The sequence below is a fragment of the Kribbella sp. NPDC050459 genome, from assembly GCF_040655315.1.
In the GTDB taxonomy this organism is placed as follows: Bacteria; Actinomycetota; Actinomycetes; order Propionibacteriales; family Kribbellaceae; genus Kribbella.
This window is the reverse complement of record NZ_JBFAJQ010000008.1, coordinates 1-19,370: the sequence shown is the minus strand read 5'-3', so window position 1 is coordinate 19,370 and position 19,370 is coordinate 1. Positions and strand designations below refer to the sequence as shown.

At 66.8% G+C, this 19,370-nt stretch carries 17 protein-coding genes; 14 read left to right on the top strand and 3 right to left on the bottom strand.

Annotated elements, in window-relative coordinates:
• Positions 1 to 64: 64 nt before the first annotated feature.
• The 4 genes from AB0I12_RS24755 to AB0I12_RS24740 are packed head-to-tail and all read left to right on the top strand — an operon-like array spanning position 65 to position 6,519.
• On the top strand, positions 65 to 2,854 hold the full coding sequence (locus AB0I12_RS24755) for a DUF4838 domain-containing protein (RefSeq protein WP_359933820.1): 2,790 nt from the start codon (positions 65 to 67) through the stop codon (positions 2,852 to 2,854).
• Between the two features lie 39 nt (positions 2,855 to 2,893).
• Entirely contained in the window at positions 2,894 to 4,720 is a 1,827-nt protein-coding gene (locus tag AB0I12_RS24750) for a hypothetical protein (RefSeq protein WP_359933818.1), read from the top strand.
• Positions 4,721 to 4,741: 21 nt separating this feature from the next.
• Positions 4,742 to 5,788 (top strand): SGNH/GDSL hydrolase family protein, encoded by a 1,047-nt coding sequence (locus AB0I12_RS24745; RefSeq protein ID WP_359933816.1) that lies wholly within the window; start codon positions 4,742 to 4,744, stop codon positions 5,786 to 5,788.
• Positions 5,789 to 5,814: 26 nt separating this feature from the next.
• Positions 5,815 to 6,519 carry a GntR family transcriptional regulator gene (locus tag AB0I12_RS24740; protein WP_359933814.1) on the top strand — a complete coding sequence of 235 codons (705 nt, stop codon included), beginning with the start codon at positions 5,815 to 5,817 and terminating at the stop codon, positions 6,517 to 6,519.
• Between the two features lie 371 nt (positions 6,520 to 6,890).
• Here AB0I12_RS24740 and AB0I12_RS24735 read toward each other — a convergent pair whose 3' ends face one another.
• Complete coding sequence (locus tag AB0I12_RS24735) at positions 6,891 to 7,658, bottom strand: IclR family transcriptional regulator (protein ID WP_359933812.1); 768 nt, start codon at positions 7,656 to 7,658, stop codon at positions 6,891 to 6,893.
• Between the two features lie 843 nt (positions 7,659 to 8,501).
• On the opposite strand from AB0I12_RS24735, the gene AB0I12_RS24730 reads away from it, so the two are divergent.
• From AB0I12_RS24730 to AB0I12_RS24710, 5 genes are all read left to right on the top strand, one after another.
• A complete protein-coding gene (locus AB0I12_RS24730; RefSeq protein WP_359933810.1) occupies positions 8,502 to 9,830 on the top strand; it encodes an aspartate aminotransferase family protein in 1,329 nt (442 codons plus the stop codon).
• Positions 9,827 to 11,317 carry a M81 family metallopeptidase gene (locus tag AB0I12_RS24725; protein ID WP_359933807.1) on the top strand — a complete coding sequence of 497 codons (1,491 nt, stop codon included), beginning with the start codon at positions 9,827 to 9,829 and terminating at the stop codon, positions 11,315 to 11,317. Before AB0I12_RS24730 ends, AB0I12_RS24725 begins: the two co-directional genes overlap by 4 nt.
• A gap of 10 nt (positions 11,318 to 11,327) precedes the next feature.
• Positions 11,328 to 11,723: a RidA family protein gene (locus tag AB0I12_RS24720; RefSeq protein WP_359933806.1), complete on the top strand. Its 396-nt coding sequence runs from the start codon at positions 11,328 to 11,330 to the stop codon at positions 11,721 to 11,723.
• Positions 11,724 to 11,993: 270 nt separating this feature from the next.
• Positions 11,994 to 12,452, top strand: a complete 459-nt coding sequence (locus AB0I12_RS24715; RefSeq protein WP_359933805.1) for a hypothetical protein — start codon at positions 11,994 to 11,996, stop codon at positions 12,450 to 12,452.
• Positions 12,449 to 13,261 carry an SDR family NAD(P)-dependent oxidoreductase gene (locus tag AB0I12_RS24710; protein ID WP_359933804.1) on the top strand — a complete coding sequence of 271 codons (813 nt, stop codon included), beginning with the start codon at positions 12,449 to 12,451 and terminating at the stop codon, positions 13,259 to 13,261. Before AB0I12_RS24715 ends, AB0I12_RS24710 begins: the two co-directional genes overlap by 4 nt.
• Before the next feature lie 540 nt (positions 13,262 to 13,801).
• Here the strand turns inward: AB0I12_RS24710 and AB0I12_RS24705 are convergent.
• Positions 13,802 to 15,229 carry an RICIN domain-containing protein gene (locus AB0I12_RS24705; RefSeq protein WP_359933803.1) on the bottom strand — a complete coding sequence of 476 codons (1,428 nt, stop codon included), beginning with the start codon at positions 15,227 to 15,229 and terminating at the stop codon, positions 13,802 to 13,804.
• 219 nt (positions 15,230 to 15,448) lie between these two features.
• Between AB0I12_RS24705 and AB0I12_RS24700 the strand changes: the two genes are divergently transcribed.
• The 5 genes from AB0I12_RS24700 (at position 15,449) to AB0I12_RS24680 (ending at position 18,688) form a co-directional block, all read left to right on the top strand.
• Positions 15,449 to 16,342: a hypothetical protein gene (locus tag AB0I12_RS24700; RefSeq protein WP_359933802.1), complete on the top strand. Its 894-nt coding sequence runs from the start codon at positions 15,449 to 15,451 to the stop codon at positions 16,340 to 16,342.
• A gap of 7 nt (positions 16,343 to 16,349) precedes the next feature.
• On the top strand, positions 16,350 to 16,655 hold the full coding sequence (locus AB0I12_RS24695) for a hypothetical protein (protein ID WP_359933801.1): 306 nt from the start codon (positions 16,350 to 16,352) through the stop codon (positions 16,653 to 16,655).
• A 39-nt stretch (positions 16,656 to 16,694) separates the two neighbouring features.
• Positions 16,695 to 16,859 (top strand): recombinase family protein, encoded by a 165-nt coding sequence (locus AB0I12_RS24690; protein WP_359933800.1) that lies wholly within the window; start codon positions 16,695 to 16,697, stop codon positions 16,857 to 16,859.
• Between the two features lie 158 nt (positions 16,860 to 17,017).
• Entirely contained in the window at positions 17,018 to 17,878 is an 861-nt protein-coding gene (locus AB0I12_RS24685) for a hypothetical protein (protein ID WP_359933799.1), read from the top strand.
• A 99-nt stretch (positions 17,879 to 17,977) separates the two neighbouring features.
• The gene (locus tag AB0I12_RS24680; RefSeq protein ID WP_359933798.1) at positions 17,978 to 18,688 is read left to right on the top strand and encodes a hypothetical protein; all 711 of its coding nucleotides are present in this window, start codon (positions 17,978 to 17,980) and stop codon (positions 18,686 to 18,688) included.
• A gap of 67 nt (positions 18,689 to 18,755) precedes the next feature.
• Here the strand turns inward: AB0I12_RS24680 and AB0I12_RS24675 are convergent, their stop codons facing one another.
• On the bottom strand, positions 18,756 to 19,262 hold the full coding sequence (locus AB0I12_RS24675; protein ID WP_359933797.1) for a hypothetical protein: 507 nt from the start codon (positions 19,260 to 19,262) through the stop codon (positions 18,756 to 18,758).
• Positions 19,263 to 19,370 lie beyond the last annotated feature (108 nt).

The following is a 19,370-nucleotide window of genomic DNA, read 5'->3' as shown; positions in this document are numbered from 1 at the left end:
CCTCGGGACACCACGCAATCACCCGGTGCGTATCCGCGTGTCACCCCTCGTTCTAGGAGTAGTCATGGTGCACGGAATCAGCCGCAGAGCCTTTGTCGGTGGCGTGACCGCCGTCTCCGGTGCCGCTCTGCTGTCCTCGACCAACGCCTGGGCACTGCCTGAGGAAACCCTGGCCCTGGTCGAGAACCGCCAGGCCCGCGCGGTGATCGTGCTGGCCGCCGAGGCCTCTGCTTCGGAGAAGCTCGCCGCCGAGGAAATCCGCAGCCACCTCGAGCTGATCACGGGCACGAGTCTGGCCGTCACCACAGGCTCGGCGCCGGCCGACCTGACACCGATCTACATCGGAGGAGCGGTCCCAGCACCCCGGCTCGAGACCATCCGCGCCGGGGGAGAGGATCCCGGCGCGCTTCGCCTGACCGTGACTCGTACCCACGTCGAGGTCATCGGCCTTGGAGACGAAGGGACCCTGTACGCCGGCTACGAGCTCCTCGAACAGCTGGGTGTGCGTTGGCTTGTCCCGCAGGCCGTCGGGACCTTCGTTCCGAGCCTGGACACCATCCGGCTCCGGATCCAGGAGACCATCCAGCACCCGGCAATCCGCAGTCGCAACATGGCGCTGCTCGTGAAGTACACGACGACCAACAACACCGAGGCAGCCGATTGGGCGCGACGGAACCGCCTCGGCGGACCCAACTACTACACGGGACAGTCGATTCCGCTGCTGCCCGCCGCGAATCCGAACACCGAGCCAGAGCTGTTCCAGATTCAGCCGAACGGGACCCGCTCCAAGCAGCTCGACGTGACACATCCCGAGGTACTCCGGCGCGCGGTCGCGGCAGCGCGAGCGAAGCTGACAGCCGAACCGAACCTTCGGTACCTGTCGATGAATCCCCTGGACGGTAGTGGATTCGGCGTCTCGGAGTGGGACGCGAACGACTGGGACCCGGCGTCGTTGGCCTACTCGGTCACCGACCGGTACATCAAGTTCTACAACCTGGTGCTGGAACAGCTCGAGCCCGACTACCCCGAGGTCGGCATCATGACCTTGGCCTACTACGTGACGATGCGCCCACCCGTGCGGGAGGTTCCGAACCCGAAGATCATGCCGGTCTTCGCGCCGATCACGGTCGAGCGCCTTCACCACGTGAACAACACCCTCTCGTGGGAGCGGCACGCCTATCTGCAGTGGGTCGTCGACGGCTGGAAGGAGGCCGGAGTGCGGGAGGTCGGCAACTACAGCTACTACTACAACCTCGCCGATCCGGGGCTCGCGTTCTCCGTCACGCCACAGATCCGCAACGAGGTGCCGTACCTCAAGTCCAAGGGGGCGGCGTACTTCCTGCCGGAGGTGCTGCCCGCGTGGGCATACCAGGGCGCGGGGTTGTACTTGGCAACCAAGCTGTTGTGGGCCGACGACGTCGATCCCGAGAGGGTCCTCGACGACTACTACGAAGGGGTCTACGGGCCGGCGGCGGACGTGGTTCGTCAGCACTTCGCGACCCTCGAATCGGCGTTCGAGAGTGCCGACCGCCACAATGGGCACGTCCTGGACTACCCCACGGTGTTCACGACCAGTGTGCTCGACAAGCTGGAGGCATCACTGGGTCGCGCCGAGGAGGTCACCGCCTCGCTGCCGGATGAGCGGTACGCCGTCAGGATGCTGCGCCTGGTGTTCGACTTCACGAAGCATGTCCTCAACGCCATGAATCGCTACCAGTCTTTCGACTTCGTGGCGGCGCAAGCCGAGCTCACGCAGGGAGTCACCCTGGCCAAGGAGGCGTCCACCACCAAGCCGGTGGCGCTGTCGCCGTTCGCGGTGCGCTACTACTTCAGCATCCTGCTCGAGCCGATCATCACCCAAGGAGCGCAGCGTCAGTCCAACGGAAACCGCGCAGTGGCCACCCTCCCTGATCGGTGGCTCACCAGATTCGACCCGGACGGGATCGGGCTCGCGGAGGGGTTCTGGAAGCCGGGCATCGACATCTCGGGGTGGCGGGAGCTCCAGACGCGGGACAGCACCCTCGGCGATCAGGGCGGTCGCTACTACCACGGGTGGCTCTGGCAGCGTGCCGACTTCACCCTTGAGGAAGATGATGGCCCGCTCCGCTTGTGGCTCGCCGGAATCGACGGGTACGCCGAGGCCTGGCTGAACGGTGAACCGTTGCCGAAGATCGCCGGGTACGGCGGTGGGCCCTGGGAATTCGGCGCCAGCACCGCGGCGCGCTGGGGCCGGTCGAACACGCTCGTGATCGCCGTACAGCGATCCTTCCTGAACGAATTGGGCACCGGCGGCATCCTCGGTCCGTCGATGCTGTGGACGGGTCCGCTCGCGGCGCCCAGCGCGCCACCGTTGGCTCCCAGCAAGCTCGCCGCCGAGTTGACCACACCGCCCCGGACTGCGGAGGAACTTAGTCCGGTCCCCAGCGGACCGTACGCCGGCCCGTCGATCGCCATCGAGAACGGGTGGCGGATCTTCCTCGACCCGGACGCGAACGCGGTGGAACTGGGGTTGGTGGGAGCCGGCCTGGGTAACACCTCGTGGCTCCCGGTGTCCCTACGGAAGTCCTGGCGTGACCAGGGTCTCGAGAACTACACCGGACACGCCGTGTACCGGAACTCCTTCCGCGTCGGACCGGAGTTCGGCGAACGGGGGATCCTCCGACTGTCTGCTGCCGGTGGCTTGGCGCGCTGCTGGATCAACGGGACCGAGTTGTCACTGGTGTCGCCTGGCGGCGTTCGTGCCGCTTGGCAGTTCCGGGTCGCCGACACCCTGCGGATCGGACAGCCGAACGACCTCGCCATCTGGGTCGGCGACGGAGGCTTGGCCGGACCCGTCGAGATCTACCGCTCCTGAACTCCGCCTCCAACCAGTCAACGGAATTGAGGGACGCACATGTCAGACAACGCCATCACCCGACGACAGATCCTCGGCCCGGCCATGGCCGCTGGCGCCGCCGTTGCCGTGGCTTCGGCCTCGACCGCCGCGCACGCGGCGCCTGCACGCCAAACCGCATCCGTGACGGTGGTCGCTGTGCCCGCGATCCACGACTTGCTGGCCGAGGTACCGAACCCGCAGGTTCTCTACCTCGTCGGGGCGTACCACGCCGGCGAGACGCCTGGCGGCGGAATGTTCGTCCACGACCCGACCGTTCCGAAGAACCTGCACAACGGTGGCGACATCATCAGCGCGACGGTCCCGTGGGATGGGACACCGGCGACGATCGCCGGATTCCTCGCCGGGACCGGGGAAACCGACCCCTCCGGCAGCGGGTGCTTCGTCCGGCAGTACGACATGCTCAACCCGTACATGTTCGGCTGTCTCGACGGAACCGACTGCACTGCTTCCTTGCAGGCGTTCGCGGACCGGGCCTCGAACATCCTCGGTGATGTCGACTGGGGCGTCGACGCGCTGGTCTCGGCGAAGATCACCTTCCACGGCGGCACGGTGCACCCGGCCGCGATCCACGGCACCTTGCGCCTCACGTCGACGTACGACTCGACCGACTGGATGTTGGAGGTGAACAACTTCCCGGCGACCCAGATTGACAGCGTGGTGCTGATCGGCAAGGGCAGCGCGTCGATCGCCTCGCGAACGAACCACCGGGGGCTCCTGCTGCGTGACATCACCGGCAGCGTGATCCGCCGAGTCGAGGTCAGATACATGAAGGTCCAAGGCATCGAGGTCAACACCAACGCCTATCACGCCCTCATCTCCGCGGCCGAGATCTGGTATTGCGGATACGGGATCAACACCACGATCGGTCAGGTGTTCACCTTCGCCGGCCACACGTTGACAGGAGGCGTCGGGCCGGCGCAGTACACCGAGTTCACCGGAGTCACGTCCATCCCGGCGGAGGCGGTGGTCGGTGACAGCATCGTGATCGGCAAGAACGACTACACCATCACTGCGATCGATCGCGCGGCGGGAACGGTGACGGTTCGACTGTGGGTCACCAATGAGGACTTCGCCTATACCGCCGGCGACGCGTTCTGGTGTATCGGTGCCGGGCTGAAAGTCTTCGGCAGTTCGACAGGACCGTTCTCCATCACCACCATGACGACCTTGGGCTGCTCGATCGGGTACTTCATCACCCAGCTGTACCCCGGGTTCGTCGGCAAGCTGAGCGGTGAGTCCAACCTGGTCACGGTTCGTTTGGGCGCCGCACCGTACACGGGGCACCTCGGCGGCTCCATCGGGACGTTGTACGCGGAGGCCGGTCGCATCGCCGTGTCCAATCAGAACGTCACGGGCGAGTACGTGATCGGAAACATCGACCCCATGACGTGTGCCCAGCGGATCAGCCACGGTACCGCTCGCTATCTGGTGGACTTCGACGTCGCCAAAGGAGCGGTCGAAGCCGCGGACGTCGACTACCAGGTGCCGGCGGTCGCGACGGCCTTCCAGCATCTGGATGCACCGATCGTGGATCGGAGCGTCTACGGTCCGGCCGTGCCGACTACGGTCGTCCTCGGCACGAGCTACACCTTGAGCTTCAGCCGTGACGACTTCATCGCGGCCGGGGTGTCCCACCGGATGATGATGTTCCCCAAGGGCGGCACCCGCACCGTCACGATCACGGCGGGGACCGGCACCACGATCGGCGCGGCCGCGGCGCCGACGGCTGTGCTCGTACTCAACGGTCCGGCGATGCTCTTCGCGGAATACATCAGAGCAACCAAGAACTGGCGACTCTCCCAGTTCGACGGTGCATTGGTTTGACCCGACCCTGGAAGGATTCCTGTGCTCACGGAACTGCAGTGGCTCGACCCGCTCAGCGAGCCGTTTCGCGTGTCCGGATTCGGTTGGCGTCCCACGGAGTGGCCGCTGCGACGCCTCCCGCGTGGGCGGACCGTGCGACCGGACGTCGACGATCTCGCGAACCACGCCGCAGGCGGACAGGTGCGGTTCATCACCGATTCCTCCGCCGTTGCGATCAAGGGGCGCCTGTCCGGTCCTCCGCAACTCGACCACATGGCCCGCACGGGCGAGTGCGGCTTCGACTGTTACGTCGCTGAACGCGGCCCAGCGCGTTATCACGCCACCGGACGCGAGGTGCTCGATTCGGTGGAGTTCAGCTACGAGTTGTTCACCGCCGCGACCAGTGTCCGTAGAGAGTTCACCATCAACCTTCCGCTCTACCAAGGCGTTGCGGAACTCTGGATCGGGCTCGATCCCACCGCCGAGGTGCTCGCTCCACTAGGCTATGCCGGCGACCAGCGGGTGATCGTCTACGGTACGTCGATCACACAAGGAGGATGTGCCACCCGGCCGGGGATGGCGTACACGAACATCCTGAGTCGCAGGCTCCCGTACGAGGTCGTCAACCTCGGCTTCTCCGGCAACGGTCTGGGCAAACCAGAAGTCGCCGAGCTGGTGGCGGAGATCGAACGTCCGGGCTGTTACGTACTCGACTACGACGCGAACGTGCGTACGACGGAGGCACTCGGCGACTCGCTGGCCGGCTTTGTTCATGCTCTTCATGAGCGACATCCGGGTACGCCGGTCGTCGTACTGTCACGGCCGCAGCGATCGACCGAGCACTACGACAGTCAGCTCCGTAGCCGGCGCGAGGAGGGTGAGCGCGTCATCGACACGATCGTCTCCCGTCTTCGATCAACAGGTCGGGAGAACGTCCACTCCTTCCGCGGCTCTGAGCTCTACGGAGTGGACTTTCCCGAGCTCACAGTCGACGGGGTGCATCCGTCCGACGCCGGCTTCCTCCGCATCGCGAATGCGTTGGCGCCGATCCTCTCCGGTTTCATGACCTCCGGCGGCCTTCGGGAGTAGCCCGCCAGATCATGCATAATGTAGTCATGACTGAGCTCGCGGACCTTGTTCCGGCGGCGTCCGCAACGGCTCCGACGTTGGTGGAGGGCATCCAGACATCACTGCGTTCTGCGATCCTCAAGGGGAGTCTTCCGCCTGGCTTCCGGCTGCGCGAGATACCGCTGGCCGCCCACTTCGGCGTGTCCACGACCCCGATTCGCGAGGCCATCCGCCACTTAGAGCACGAGGGACTCGTCAAGATCTATCCACGGCGAGGAGCGGAAGTCGTCGCCATCTCGTCGGCGGAGATCGATCATCTCTACGAGGTGCGCACCGTGCTCGAGTGCCACGCGATCCGCAAGGCCGCCGAGAGCGCGCCCGACGAGGCCGCGCTGGAGCCTGCGCGCAAGGTGGTCCGGGCGCAGGAGAGGTCGTCGCGGCAGACCCGGCGGCGACCCGCTCTGGTCGACGCGGACTTCCATCGGGAGATGATGATGCTGGCGGGCAATCCACTCATCGCGGAGCTCGTCGAGCGGGCCACCCGGCAGATCGAGTCGGTGCAGGCGCGATCGGACAGAGCCGTGGTCGACGGCTTGGCGCATGCGATCGAGGCCCACGGCGCGATCCTCGCCGCCGTCGAACAGGGCGACCCTGATCGCGCTGAAGACCTAATGCGCAAGCATCTCGCATGGGCGCAAGATGCTGTCCTCCAGAGTGTCCGCGCAGTCAAGGACGCTTCTTCGGCTGAGTGACCACTGACCTCGTCTCCAGAGATGTGCTTCTTCCCGCTCACGATGCAAGGGTGAGTCCGCGACCTACTGGAGCATGCGTGGCTCTCGACGACCGGGCAGCCCGAGCCGGCTCACTGCGGCCGACCTGTCTGAGCCTCGGGCGGTGCGTTCGCGGTGTCTTGGCCGACCGTCACCAAGGGGTACGTCAAGATCGCGCAGAGCAAGTCCGACACCGCGTTCACCTCGTCAACGACAAGCGCGCGACCTCAGCCTTGACACCATCGCCAAGACCGTGTTGATCTTCGCTCCGGCCGAGGTGATGACCCATCTGCTGATGCTCGGCCGGTCCGGAGCGAGATGGAGGCCGCCGATTCTCCTTCGGGAACAGGTGATCAGGCGTTCAGACGCTTGCGGAGTCCGGCGCTTGCCCTCCGGAGCCGGCGGGCAACCGCCGGTACGTCGGACGCCTTGAACCGGCTGGCTGGCGCACTAAGACTGATCCCAGCCGGAAACGTCAGCCCCGGGACGATGACCGCGACGCAACGGCCGTCGTCCTGGTTCTCCTGGTCATCGACGGCGTACCCCTGCGCGCGGACCCGCTCGAGCTCGGCGAAGTACTCGTCGACGTCGACGATGGTCGTCGCGGTGAACCGCGGCAGGCCGGTAGCGTCGAGGATCGACCGGACACGCTCGGGCGGCAGCTCGGCGCACATCGCCTTGCCGAGCGCGGTGGCATGGACGTATCCGCGCTCGCCCACCCGTGCGGCCAGCCGCATTGTCTTCGGGCTCTCGACCACCATCGAGTGCACGATCGTGGTGCCGTCCAGCAGGCCCAGGTTGATCGTCTCGCCGGTGCTGTCCCGCAACTGTTCCAGCACCGGTCGAGCAAGTTCGGCGAGGTGCTCGATGCTGCGCGTGTGCTGCGGGCGGAAGGCCGGGCCGAGCCGATACATCGAGGTCTCACCGTCGCGCTCGGCATAGTGGCGGGTCTCGAGCGCGGTCAGGTAGCGGAAGGCCGAGCTCTTCGGCAGCGACGTCGCGGCCGCTACCTCCTTGAGGCTCACGCCGTCGGCCGAGTTGGCCAGCGTGTCGAGAATGTCGCACACCCGATCCACGCTCCGGATCTGATAGGCCGAGCCGGATTCGGTCGTGGCTGCCATCGCGGTCAACCCCCTTCTCCCGATGTGGTCATCGTAAGTCACCAGCCGGGCCCGATTGCGGACGACGGACCTGGCCAGCTCTGTGCCTCGCCAGCCGGAACAGGCAGAAGCTACTGACTGCCAGGCTGTACGGCAGCCCTTCCCCGGCAGGGATCGGGACGTCCTCCGTTGAGTCCGCGGCGGTGACGTGTCGTCGAACCAAGGCCGCCAGCCGACGCCACTTTCAATGTCGACTTGCAGCAGCGTCGATCGAGCCAGGCAAGGTCGTTGGACAGCGTAAACCCGGACACCGGTTCCGGAGTGGTCCGTCCGGGGCCGACGCGAACCAATGATTCGTCGAACGGCCGTCGGCCTGCGAGACCGAGCCGACGTGGGCTTGACCGGGACGGCGTTGTCGCGAGTGAGCGTCGGCCGGCGCAGTTGCGTACCTTCGGCCACGATCGGAGAGCCAGGGGACAAGGGGCGAGCTGCGAGGTGCACCGCCTGGTTCTGAACGCCAGACGAGTTGAGTCGCCTGGAGCCGCCCAATGCAGGTGTCGGCTGTGACATCCACCCGCCAAAACCTGGCGCGGTCTCGGCGGGGGCTCTCGGCGAGCCGCTGTCGAGGAGCGTCGATCGGCCTAGGCGCAACACCGGAATGGTCATTGGATCTTGGTTGCCGTGTTTCGGTCAGTGAACCTCGAATTTTGGACGTCGAACCAAGAGTATCGCCCGGCTGATACCTGGCGGGTCGGGTGAGACACCGTTGACGGCGTCGTCGGGACGCGGATAGCGTTCGGTCCAGTAAAACTAGTGTTCCATCAGCTGGAACGTGATTGCGACGACGGGACCGGGATGCATCGAATGATTGACAGCTGGCCGACCTCCGCCCGCCTGTGGGATCGGGCGAAAGCATCGCTGCCGGGAGGCGTCTCCACCGGTATGCGCGCGTCGATGCTTCCGCACCCGCTGTTCTTCCGCAGTGGTCAGGGCCCGTCGCTGACCGATGTCGACGGCCACACCTACCTGGACTACGTACTGGGCTGGGGACCGGTGATCCTCGGACACGGCCATCCCGCACTCACCGACGCGGTCGCGCGGCGACTGCCGCACGGTGCCACGTTCGGAGCCGGCCACGAGCTCGAGTATCTGGCAGCTGAGGCGGTCATCGAGGCGATCCCCGGCGTGGACCGGGTGCTGTGGTCCAACACCGGCTCCGAGGCGGACCAGATCGCCCTGCGGCTGGCGAGGGCGGCCACGGGCCGGCATAGGTTCGTGAAGATGACCGGCCACTACCACGGCTGGTCCGACACGTTCCTGCTCGGTTACCGGCCGGACGCGAACGGCCGGCTCGACCAGCCAGGCACGAAAGGGCAGCACAAGAGCGCGCTCGCGGACGTCGCGTTGGCGACATGGGGCGACCTCGACTCGGTCGCCTCGATCCTGCGCGATCCCGCGCAGGACATCGCCGCCCTCTTCGTGGAGCCGGTGCTGTGCAACTCCGGCGTGATCGCGCCACCGGACGGGTACCTGGCGGGCCTGCGGGCGCTCTGCGACGAGACGGGCACGGTCCTGGTCTTCGACGAGGTGATCACCGGGTTCCGCCTGGCGCGGGGCGGTGCGACCGAGCGCTACGGCGTACTGCCCGACCTCGTGGTGCTCGCGAAGGCGTTGGCGGGTGGGTATCCGGTGGCGGCGGTCGCCGGCCGGGCGTCGATCCTGGATCAGACCACGCAGGGTGTCGTCCATGCCGGCACCTACAACGGCAATCCGGTCGTGCTCGCTGCCGTGCAGGCGACCATCGAGACCTTGTCCGCGCCGGGTGTCTACCCGGCGTTCGAGGACGCCGGGCGGAGGCTGGCCGACGGGATGCGCACGACACTCGACAAGCACGGCGTGGTCGGCGCGGTCAACCAGGTCGGCCCAGTCGTGCAGGTGCTACCGGGGATGGATCGGTGTGACACGTTCACGCAGTTCCTCGCCGGAGACCAGCAGTGGTACGACGCGGTGATCGTGGAACTGCTGCGCCGCGGCGTCTTCGTGCTGCCGGGCGGCCGTTGGTACCTGTCGACAGCGCACACCCTGGCTGACGTCGACACCACGGTGTCGGCCTTCGACGAAGCGGTCGCCGCGACCGTTCTGACGCAGGGGCAGCCGCGCAGCGCGATGCGGGACGAGAGCGTCGTGGGATGATCCGGCTCGCCGTCGTCGGTCTGCTGCACGAGGCCAACACGTTCTCTTCCGACCTGGCGGATCTTGCTGCCTATCGTGACGGCGGCGTCCACTCCGGTGCCGAGTTGATCGAGCACTACCGCGAGTCGCACGCCGTACCAGGCGGCTTCCTCGAACCAACCGTCGAGCCTGATGTCGAGATCCTGCCGTTGCCGGTCGCCTATGTGACACCGCGCGGACCGGTGGCGCGGGAGGCCTTCGAGGTCCTGGTCGACGAGATGTGCGACGAGCTCGCCGCGGCCGGGAGGATCGACGGCGTGCTGCTCGTGCTGCACGGCGCCGCGGTCGCGGAAGGACATCCGGCCGCCGACGCCGAGATCGCCGAACGGGTGCGGGAGGTCGTCGGCGCCGAGGCGGTGATCGGCACGGTGCTGGACATGCACGCCAACGTCGATCAACGGCTGGTCGACGCGGTTGACGTGATGACGGCGTACCAGACCAACCCGCACGTCGACGCGCGCGTCAAGGCGGTGCGTTGCCGGCGTCTGGTGATCGACGCCGTCCGGACCGGCCGGCGTCCGGCTCTCGTGGTCGAGCAGTTGCCGCTGGTGGTGACGATCGTCCGCCAGGACACCGGTCTGGAACCAATGACCGGCCTGCTCGCGGCAGCGGCGGAGATCGGGGCCGAACCGGGGATGCTGGACGTGAGTATCCTGGAAGGCTTCCCGTACGCCGACGCGCCGCAGATGGGTATGTCGGTGATTGCCATGCACAACGATCGCTCCCGGGCCGTCGCCGCGGCTCGATGCGTCGCCGCGATCGTGTGGTCGCAGCGGCGGGAACTGCAAGGACGCGGCGTCGGCGTGGCCGAGGCGATCCAGGCGATCCTCGATCACCAGGGGGAGCAGCCGTTGCTGGTGCTCGATGTCGGCGACAACATCGGCGGCGGTGGTCCGGGCGACTCCACGGTGCTGCTCGCGGAGGCGCTGCGGCGCGGGGCCTCCGGCGCCGGGACCACGCTGCACGATCCGGCCGCCGTCGCACAGTTGACCGGTGTTGCCGTCGGTGCCCAGGTCGACGTCTCGGCGGGCGGCCGGTCGGTCGACCAGGAGGGTACGCCGGTACGCCTGACCGGGGTGCTGGTGGGCCGGCACCGCGGTCTCTACGAAGAGGAACACGTCGCGCACGGAGGCTTCCGGTTCTTCGACGGCGGCGAGATGGTGGGCGTCCGCACCGACGAAGGCGTGCTGGTGGTGCTGACGTCGAAGGTGATCCAGCCTGTCTCGCCCGCGCAGTACCGCGCGGTCGGTATCGAACCTGCCGGTTTGCGGGCGCACGTCGCCAAGGGCGTCAACGGTCCGCGCGCCGGGTACGCGAGCGTCTGCGCGCCGGACGTTGTGGTGGCCGACTCCCCGGGCATCACCCGCAATTCCGTGACCGAGTTGAGGTACGAACATCGGCGAGTCCCGATGTACCCGTACGAGCTAGACACAACCTATCCGAACTGAGGAACGAACCATGCCACGCACAGCTGTCAGCCCACCGGGGACACCTCGGTCGCACCTGCCGTTCTCGCCCGCCGTACGGGCCGGGGATCTCGTCTTCGTGTCCGGACAGGCATCCGTGGACGAGACCGGCCAGATCGTCGACGACACCTTTGCCGGCGAACTGGCGCGGTCGATGGCCAACGCCGAGCGGATCCTCACCGCCGCCGGCGGGTCGATGGACGACGTGGTCTCCGTGCGCTGCTACGTCGGCCAATGGGAGGACCGGGACGAGTTCAATCGACTGTATCCGCAGTACTTCTCCGAACCGTACCCGGCGCGGACCACCACCTTCGGCGGCATCGGTCACCTGAAGTTCGAGATCGATGTCATCGCACACATCCCGGCGACCGATGGAGCGAACCGATGAGCAACCCCGCTGCTGTACCCGGATCCTTCGGAGGACTTTCATGAACGGTACTCGTGCGGCAGAGAGCGTTCTCGGCGGAGGATACGCCCCGCTGGTGTCCCTCGACGGCCTGGCTCGGCGCTGGGGGACTAGGCGGGCTGTGGCAACGTGCGAACACCTCAAGTCGACTGGCTCCTCCAAGGACTGGATCACCGCGGCTTCGAGACAGCACGCCACCGAACGGGGCCTGCGGGACTGGGGGCCACGTCGCGCGGTGATGGTGGTGCGGCGATGGCGGCGTACGGACGGCGAGTCGGGCCGATCGGCATCTTGTGCGTGCAGTCCGGGACGCCCGCGAAGAAGCTGGCGTCGATCCGTCCGTACGCCGTACTGATGATCGAGGTTCCCGGCATGGGCCCCGCAGTAACAGACGAGTTCGAGCGGATCGCTGAGTCTGCCGGTGGGTTGCCGGCGGGGACGGCCAGGCGACTGGCCGACACGAAGATGCCCGGCTCTGCGGTGATCGCGTGCCAGCCGGAGGGCTGCGCGCCCATTGAGTTGGCCGCGCCCGGCGACCTCGAGGGCGCCGTGGTCGCGGAAGGTCGAACGATGATATCCGGCCTGCAGCCGGCCAAGGATCTCCGGCGGCAGACGGATTCCGGCGCCCCGTCGGAGATCTGTCCGGTGGACAGGCTCGCGGATCGCATGGGTTGCGAGCTGTCTGGCCGCGTCGCTGAGACTGCCCGGTGATCGGGTCCACTATGCCGGCCGCGGATACCGGCGGTGCCGCCCTCGGGCGGCTGGCGGGCCGTACCGCGCTGATTACCGGGGCCTCGCGAGGCATCGGTGCAGCGGTTGCTCAGCGGTTTGCCGCCGAGGGCGCGCGGGTCGTGCTCGCCCATCACCCGAGGGCGGACATGACCGCCTTCGCCGAAGAACTGGCGGCCCGGCTCCGGGGGGACGGCGGCGAGGCTGTCGCGCTTCCGGTCGACCTCGGCACCATCGACGGTCCGGCCGCGCTCGTCGAGGCAGCCCGACAGGCGATGGGGCCGTTGGACATCGTGGTCGCGAACGCCGCGGCGACAGGTCGGGGCGCAGCCGTGGAACTGGACGTGGAGCAGTTCGACGCTGTGCAGGCGGTCAACACCCGCGGGACCTGGCTGCTCGCACGGGCCGCCTACCCGGACCTGGTCGCATCTGGTCACGGCAGCCTCATCACCGTGTCATCGGTGATGGTCGCGACAGGGCAACCCGGCGCCGTGCACTACACCGCCTCCAAAGCGGCGATACTCGGAATGACCCGAACGCTGGCCCGCGAATGGGGCCCCGACGGGATCCGGGTGAACGCCATCATGCCCGGGGCGATCCGCACCGAGCACGAGGCCGAAACCATGCCGGACGCCGACGCCGTCGCCGCCCAGATCCTCCCCCTACAGTGCCTACAGCGCCGAGGCACCCCCGACGACCTATCCGGCGCCTTCCTGTTCCTTGCCGGCGACGACTCGACCTTCGTCACCGGCCAGGTCCTGTGCGTCGACGGCGGCTGGGTGCACTACTGACTTTCAGCGGAGGAGTTGTGCCAGGTCGGGGTAGCGGCTGTGGAAGTCGGTGAGGCGGGTGCGGCGGTGGTGACGGAGTCAACGGGGGTGGGGAGTGCGAGGGCCTTCAGTCCGAGAAGGTAACGGGGGAGGGTTCCTGCAGCGAGACCCCTCCGCAGCGGGCCCCTTCCGCTGTGGCTCAGCAGGTCTGGGCGTTGTAGTCGATCGACGAGGCGGACCTCGAGCTGCAGTACGACGTGTGCGGACTGCGGTCGACGGATCACATCCGGAGGGTCGATCCGCCGGTGCCGGTGGAGAAGGCGTGGGTGCCGGCGGGGTTCGTGGCTAGGTCCACCGGCCTAGTGGACTTGCTCCGCAACCAGGACGAGCACGCTTCCGTGCTATTCGGGGTGGCTCGTCATCTGCCGGCGTCCGCGCGCGGCGGACGGCCCCCGCATCTCGGTGATGACACGCCACCTCCTGCGGGCACCGGCCGCCGCTTGACGCCGGCTCCCCGCCGTCGCCCGGGCGGCGGGGAGCCGGGGAGCGGCTGGTTCCCGGTTAGCTGGGCAGGGTCCACTGCTGGTTCTGGGTGGCGGTGCAGGTCCAGATGATCAGCGGGGTTCCGTCGGCGCTGCTGCCGCCGCTGGCGTCGAGGCACAGCCCCGATTGGGGGTTCTTCAGGGTTTTGTCGGTCTGGTAGGTCCAGTTCTGCGCCGGTGTGCCGTTGCAGGTGTAGAGCTGGACGACGGTGCCGGCGGTTGTGGCTCCGTCCCGGACGTCCATGCACTTGCCGAGCGCCCGCACCGTGCCGTCACCTTGTACGGTCCAGGTTTGTGCGGGGGTGCCGTTGCACACGTACAGCTGCAGCGGTGTGCTGTCGGCGCTGTCGCCGTTCGTGACGTCGACGCACTTGCCGCCGACGCCGGTGATCGGGCCCGACGCGGTGCCGGGCGCTGTACCGGTCGGGGTGAAGGTCAGCTTCTGCTCGGCGGCGCTGCGGCCTTTGCCGACCGTGCTCCCTGTGCTGTCGGTCCAGTTGCGTTGGGGGGTGGTCTCAGCGAGCCGGGTGGAGTCCGACGACAGGCCGAGTACGAGGCCGCTGTAGCGGTTGACCAGCCGGTACGCGCCGCTTTTCACGTTGGCCGGGGAGGTGTCGGCGACGATGAACCACTGCTGCCCCACTGTGGGGCCGCCCGGACCGGGCGCGGTGACGGTCGGCTTGGTGCCCCAGGCCCGGTAGGCAGCCGAGGACGAGTCGACGCCCAGGAGTTGCCCGGTGCTCGCGTTGACGATCCGGTAGGAGCCGTCGCCGTTACCGCGGAACACCCATGACTCCAGGCCGGACCCCGTCGCCGCCGACAGGGATGTGGTCGCCGAGCTGCCCGAGACCTGCGCCAGAACTCGTCCGCCCCCGTTGGCGATGGCGTAGGTCGTGGACGAGTCGACGGGCGGTGCCGCGGGCGAGGACGAGTCGATGCTCACGTTGACGTATTCACCGCCGCCCGTTGAACAATCGATCGAGCAGTAGATGCGGAAGCTTTTCCCGAGAATCGTGGAGCTGGTCTTGTTCACGCTGTCGAGGAACCACCGGTACCAGGCCTGGTGCTTGTAGTTGCCGGTGTTGCCGATGAGGTGCCACTTCTGTGTCGATAGGTCGTCGGTCACGTAGAAGTCCTGGGGCCCTGGTGTCGGCGTCATCACCTGCGGCGCGCCGAGGTACAGGCCGAGTTGGGCGTTGTAGGCGACGCTCATGAGGGTCAGCTTCGAGTTCGCCGGCAGGGTGCCGGCCGCGATCTGCTGGTCCACGTTGCCGGTGTTGGCAGGGTCGTAGTCGTCGGCAACGGGGGTGTATCCGTTGGCGTTGGACGAGTCCACCGGCACGATGTTGCTCTCCCGGCCGCCGACGCCGGGCTGGGACCAGGCGCCGTCGTACCACTTCTGCCAGGTCCCGGGGGCCATCTTGCCCGACATCGGGGCGCGCGCCACGTGTGCCAGGTCGCCGTTCTTGCCGCCGACCCCGCCCTTTGGGACGACGCGGGTGCCGTAGTAGACGTAGAAGTAGCCTGACGCCGGGTCCGCGAACAGCCGCTGGTCGCCGTCGCCGAACCGGAGAGGTGGGGGTTCGTCCCGTATGACAACTGCACGGGCCTGACCCAGCCGACAGCCGGCTGGGCCGACTGGTCCGACGGCGCCGAGCGAGTCGGCATGGCCGCGCTGCTCCAGCAGATGCGGCTGCGCGACTGGGGTGACGCCGCGCGGATCGACGGTGCCCTGGCCGACTGGGCCCGATTCGCCCGCGCCGAACTCATCGACGCCACCGGCGACGTCCGCTGGGGCAGCGACACGACAGTCGCCAAGCCCCGGCTATACAACTACCCCTGGTTGGCGCACTTCTTCGCCGACCAGTTCCAGCTCTACCGTCACACTGACGACCTTCAACTCGCGGCCAGCCTGCTGGAGCGATCATACGAACTGGACGCGCGCAGGCACCTGTCCATCGGCCAGCCCGAAGCAGTCCTGCACATCGCAGCCGTGCTGGACGCTGAAGGAGATACGGCCCGCGCCGATGCTCTGCGGGCGGCATTGCTGGACAGCGCAGAACACTTCGCCGCGGTGGGCCAGGTCTTGCCAAGTCACGAGGTCAACTACGAACAATCCCTGGTGGCGCCGCTAGTGTCGCTGTTCGCACTCACCGTGCGGAACTGGCCGTCACCAGCCTTCGAATCCGCCCTTGAACGGTCGCTTCGCTGGATGCGAGCCTTCGCCGGCCCCCAACCACATGTCCGACTGCGCGGCATAGCAATCCGGCACTGGGACGGCTACTGGTTCGGCCGCAACCGCCAGTGGGGTGATGTCTTCCCACACTACTGGAGCATCTTGAACGCGGTTGCCCTCACCCAGCTGCCGGTTCCCGCCTCCGCGGAAGCCGACGGGATTCTCCGGGCCAACCTCGCCAACCTCGCCGCGGACGGCTCGGCGACCTGCGCGTTCGTGATGCCCAGCTGCGTGGACGGCATCCCCGGCTACCGCGCCGACTCGCTGGCCAACGACCAGGACTGGATCCTCACGCTGTGGCTCCGCAGCGGCGCTACCGGGTGAGGATTCGATGCTGCTCGAGATCAACAACTACGGCATGCACGTGGATCCGCGGGTCATCCAGGTAGAACTGGCCGCCGGCGTGAACCGGATCGCACCGATGTCGATGTCCGAAGTCGGCTGCACAGATTCAGCGCTCAGAGCGAATCGTTTGCAGGCGAGTGCGAGTCATTGCGATGTATCGAAGTCGCCTGCACTGCTGGAGACCGCGCGGTGTCGGGTGTCCGTTAGACGAACCCCCACCGGACACCCGGCCGACGCCATCGACGGCCATCGCTTCACGCTTGACACGGTGTCTCACATAGGTGTCCCGTGATTTGTCCGGTGAGCGGGGGCTATCCGTTACAGTGCGGGCATGCTGATCGGCTACGCCCGCTGTTCGACCGACAAACAAGACCTCGAAGCGAACCGGCAGATCCTGCTCGAGCTCGGCGTCGCGGTCGAACCGATTTACCTGGACAAGGCCTACTCCGGCACCAACCGCGCCGGGGATCGCGCCGGACGACCCGGCGCCGGCTGACGGGCATCCGGTGTACGAGCTTGGCTATGGCGCTTGCAAGGCCGCGGTACGGGCTGCGATAGCTCCGTTGGTTCACGCCGCACATGTGCGCGAGATGGAGGCATTCCGGATGATCGCGTTGGGCAAGTCGTTCCCTGAGCTGTGTGAGGCGGTGGGGAATGGAGCGTGAGAAGGCCATCGCGTTGGTCGATGTGATGCTCGATCACCTCGACGCCGGGAAGACGGAGTGGCCACTCAGCCTGGTGCGCGAGGTCGCTGTGTTCGGGTCGTTCGCGCGCGGAGCAGTGCAGCCCAAGGACATCGACCTCCTGATCACCCGGGATACGGACGAACGTTGGGTCTCGCACTTTGTCTCCTGTCTGTCCTACGGGCGAGATCCCTACAGCGTGTTCCGGCAGGAGCTGATCGGGCGACGCCGTGGTTGTCAGCTCGTTTTCGAATACGGTGATTCAGCTGAACTCAGCCCGATCGTCTTGTGGCGGGTCGGTGATTCGGTCGAGACCGCGCGGCAGCGGCTCCGAGCGATCCCGATCGATCCGACCGCCGGCAGGGCGCCGCGTCACGCGATGCTGCCGGAGTTCGAAGGCCTGGAGGACTGGATTCCACGAGCCGACCGTGAGGTGTTGTGCAACGCGCTCGACAAGGGAGCGATCGGCCTCGAACGACTTACGCTCGAAGAGGGTTCTGTCCGTAGCCGGTTCGCGATGGAGCACGCTGAGGATCGTTGGACGCCATCCAGCCCGCTGTTCCGCGCAGGCGTGGCAGTTCTCCGGTACTGGGAGATTTGCGGCGTCAATCCAAGGCGTGGCCACTTGCATGGCGTGGATGTCGACAAGGCCGTCACGCCGTACTTCGCCGGCTTCAACCTGCGCTACTTTCGCTCCATCCCGCGCTGCCTGACGGAGTTCGGAGGCAAGGAATGGATCGAGGTCGTGCATCCCACCAAAACCAGACCGCTCGAGTGCCTTCGGATCACCCCACGAGACACAGACGTGCTCGCAAGACTGGACTTTGGATAGAGCGCCTGCATGACAGCAAATCTCCGTGCGGCCGGACGTATCACCGGCAGCGACAGGCGACCTTGTTCTCGAATCCACTTGAGCTGCTAGGAGGAGAGCATGGAGAAGCCGCCCCAGAAGACCACTGCCCGGGAAGTTGTCGAAGCCACCGTCGAGGGCGCGGCAGGCATGATTCCGGTGGTCGGCAGCCCCCTGGCCGTTGCCTTCGCGGTCGCGATGGGGTGGACCCACAACAAACGAATGACGCAATGGCTCGAGGATCTAGCTGAAGCCGTTACCGAGCTGCAGGAGCAGGGCTCCGGCCTGACCTTCGACCAACTGGCCGATGACCCGATCTTCACCGACGCGGTGATCAATGCAACCCGCGCCGCCCAGGCGACACACCAGCAAGAGAAACTTGACGCACTCCGCAACGGTGTACTGAATAGCCTCGGCCCTGGAGCGCCGCCGGTCGACGAACAGAGCAGATTCTTCCGTCTGGTCGACGAGTTCGGGGTCGCGCACCTAACGATGCTGACCTTCCTGCACGACCCTCGCGGCTGGTTCGACGACCGCAAGCTACAGCAGGAGACCTACATGATGGGCGGCAGAAGTCACCTCCTGGAGAACGCCATCCCGGAATTCCGAGACAACCGCTCGTGGTACGACCTACTCGCCCACGACCTCGAATCCGCCGCTCTGACCCAGTCCAACCTGCACGTCACCATGTCCGGATCGGGTATGTGGGCGCCTTCCACAACTCCGCTCGGCGACCGATTCCTCGCCTTTATCACCGATCCCCGCCAGCCCAGCCGTGCAGCGACCCCATAGTGAGCCCGCCGACGGCCCGGTGACGCGGAGCGTTGGCCTTGGGGTGAGGTGATGCTGAGCTTGTCGATCAGTGGTGGAGAAGGTCCTTCAGGAACGTCGGACTCACCAGGTTCAGGAGATATCCCGCGACGAGGCTGACCGCGGCGACAGCGATGTTGATCCATCGCTCGCGGAGTGTGGAGCGGCGTTGTTGCCGCTCCTGGTGAGCCAGCAGCGCGTTCAGTTGGCCGGACTCGATCTCCGCGATCCTCCGGGCCTCAGTCGACTCCTCCAAGAGTTCGGTGATCAGACGTTTCTCCGCGTCGATCACCTCCTGGAGATCGTCGGCCATCAGAGTCGCCTCGTGCATGGCGTCCTCGAGGGCTTTTGCCTGATCATGGAGCCGATGTGCGCGCCGGAGCGCGGGCGGAGTCGCGGACTCGAGTTGGGCGAGTTGGTGGTTACGCCCGAGCAGATACGCCCAGATTGACAGCGGTAGGGCGAGAGCAATCAAACCGATCAGCCCGACGTCGACAATGTGCTCGGCTCCGAAGAGCCGCGCGACGCGCGACGCCGCGAGGCTGACAGTCGTCATGACCGTCCACAATGCGACTAGGTCGTGTCTGTTAATTGGTGATGCGGTGGTGGGTGACTATGGCGGCGAGGAGTACGCCACCGAGGTAGGTGAGGGCGTACTTGTCGT

Bases quoted from the DNA above. Each gene is read 5' to 3' on its own strand.
- AB0I12_RS24725 (WP_359933807.1), top strand. From the start codon at position 9,827: ATGATCCGGCTCGCCGTCGTCGGTCTGCTGCACGAGGCCAACACGTTC.
- AB0I12_RS24720 (WP_359933806.1), top strand. From the start codon at position 11,328: ATGCCACGCACAGCTGTCAGCCCACCGGGGACACCTCGGTCGCACCTG.
- AB0I12_RS24695 (WP_359933801.1), top strand. From the start codon at position 16,350: ATGCTGCTCGAGATCAACAACTACGGCATGCACGTGGATCCGCGGGTC.
- AB0I12_RS24755 (WP_359933820.1), top strand. From the start codon at position 65: ATGGTGCACGGAATCAGCCGCAGAGCCTTTGTCGGTGGCGTGACCGCC.
- AB0I12_RS24685 (WP_359933799.1), top strand. From the start codon at position 17,018: ATGGAGCGTGAGAAGGCCATCGCGTTGGTCGATGTGATGCTCGATCAC.
- AB0I12_RS24750 (WP_359933818.1), top strand. From the start codon at position 2,894: ATGTCAGACAACGCCATCACCCGACGACAGATCCTCGGCCCGGCCATG.
- AB0I12_RS24690 (WP_359933800.1), top strand. From the start codon at position 16,695: ATGCTGATCGGCTACGCCCGCTGTTCGACCGACAAACAAGACCTCGAA.
- AB0I12_RS24680 (WP_359933798.1), top strand. From the start codon at position 17,978: ATGGAGAAGCCGCCCCAGAAGACCACTGCCCGGGAAGTTGTCGAAGCC.
- AB0I12_RS24735 (WP_359933812.1), bottom strand. From the start codon at position 7,658: ATGGCAGCCACGACCGAATCCGGCTCGGCCTATCAGATCCGGAGCGTG.
- AB0I12_RS24715 (WP_359933805.1), top strand. From the start codon at position 11,994: ATGGCGGCGTACGGACGGCGAGTCGGGCCGATCGGCATCTTGTGCGTG.
- AB0I12_RS24730 (WP_359933810.1), top strand. From the start codon at position 8,502: ATGATTGACAGCTGGCCGACCTCCGCCCGCCTGTGGGATCGGGCGAAA.
- AB0I12_RS24675 (WP_359933797.1), bottom strand. From the start codon at position 19,262: ATGACGACTGTCAGCCTCGCGGCGTCGCGCGTCGCGCGGCTCTTCGGA.
- AB0I12_RS24700 (WP_359933802.1), top strand. From the start codon at position 15,449: ATGGCCGCGCTGCTCCAGCAGATGCGGCTGCGCGACTGGGGTGACGCC.
- AB0I12_RS24740 (WP_359933814.1), top strand. From the start codon at position 5,815: ATGACTGAGCTCGCGGACCTTGTTCCGGCGGCGTCCGCAACGGCTCCG.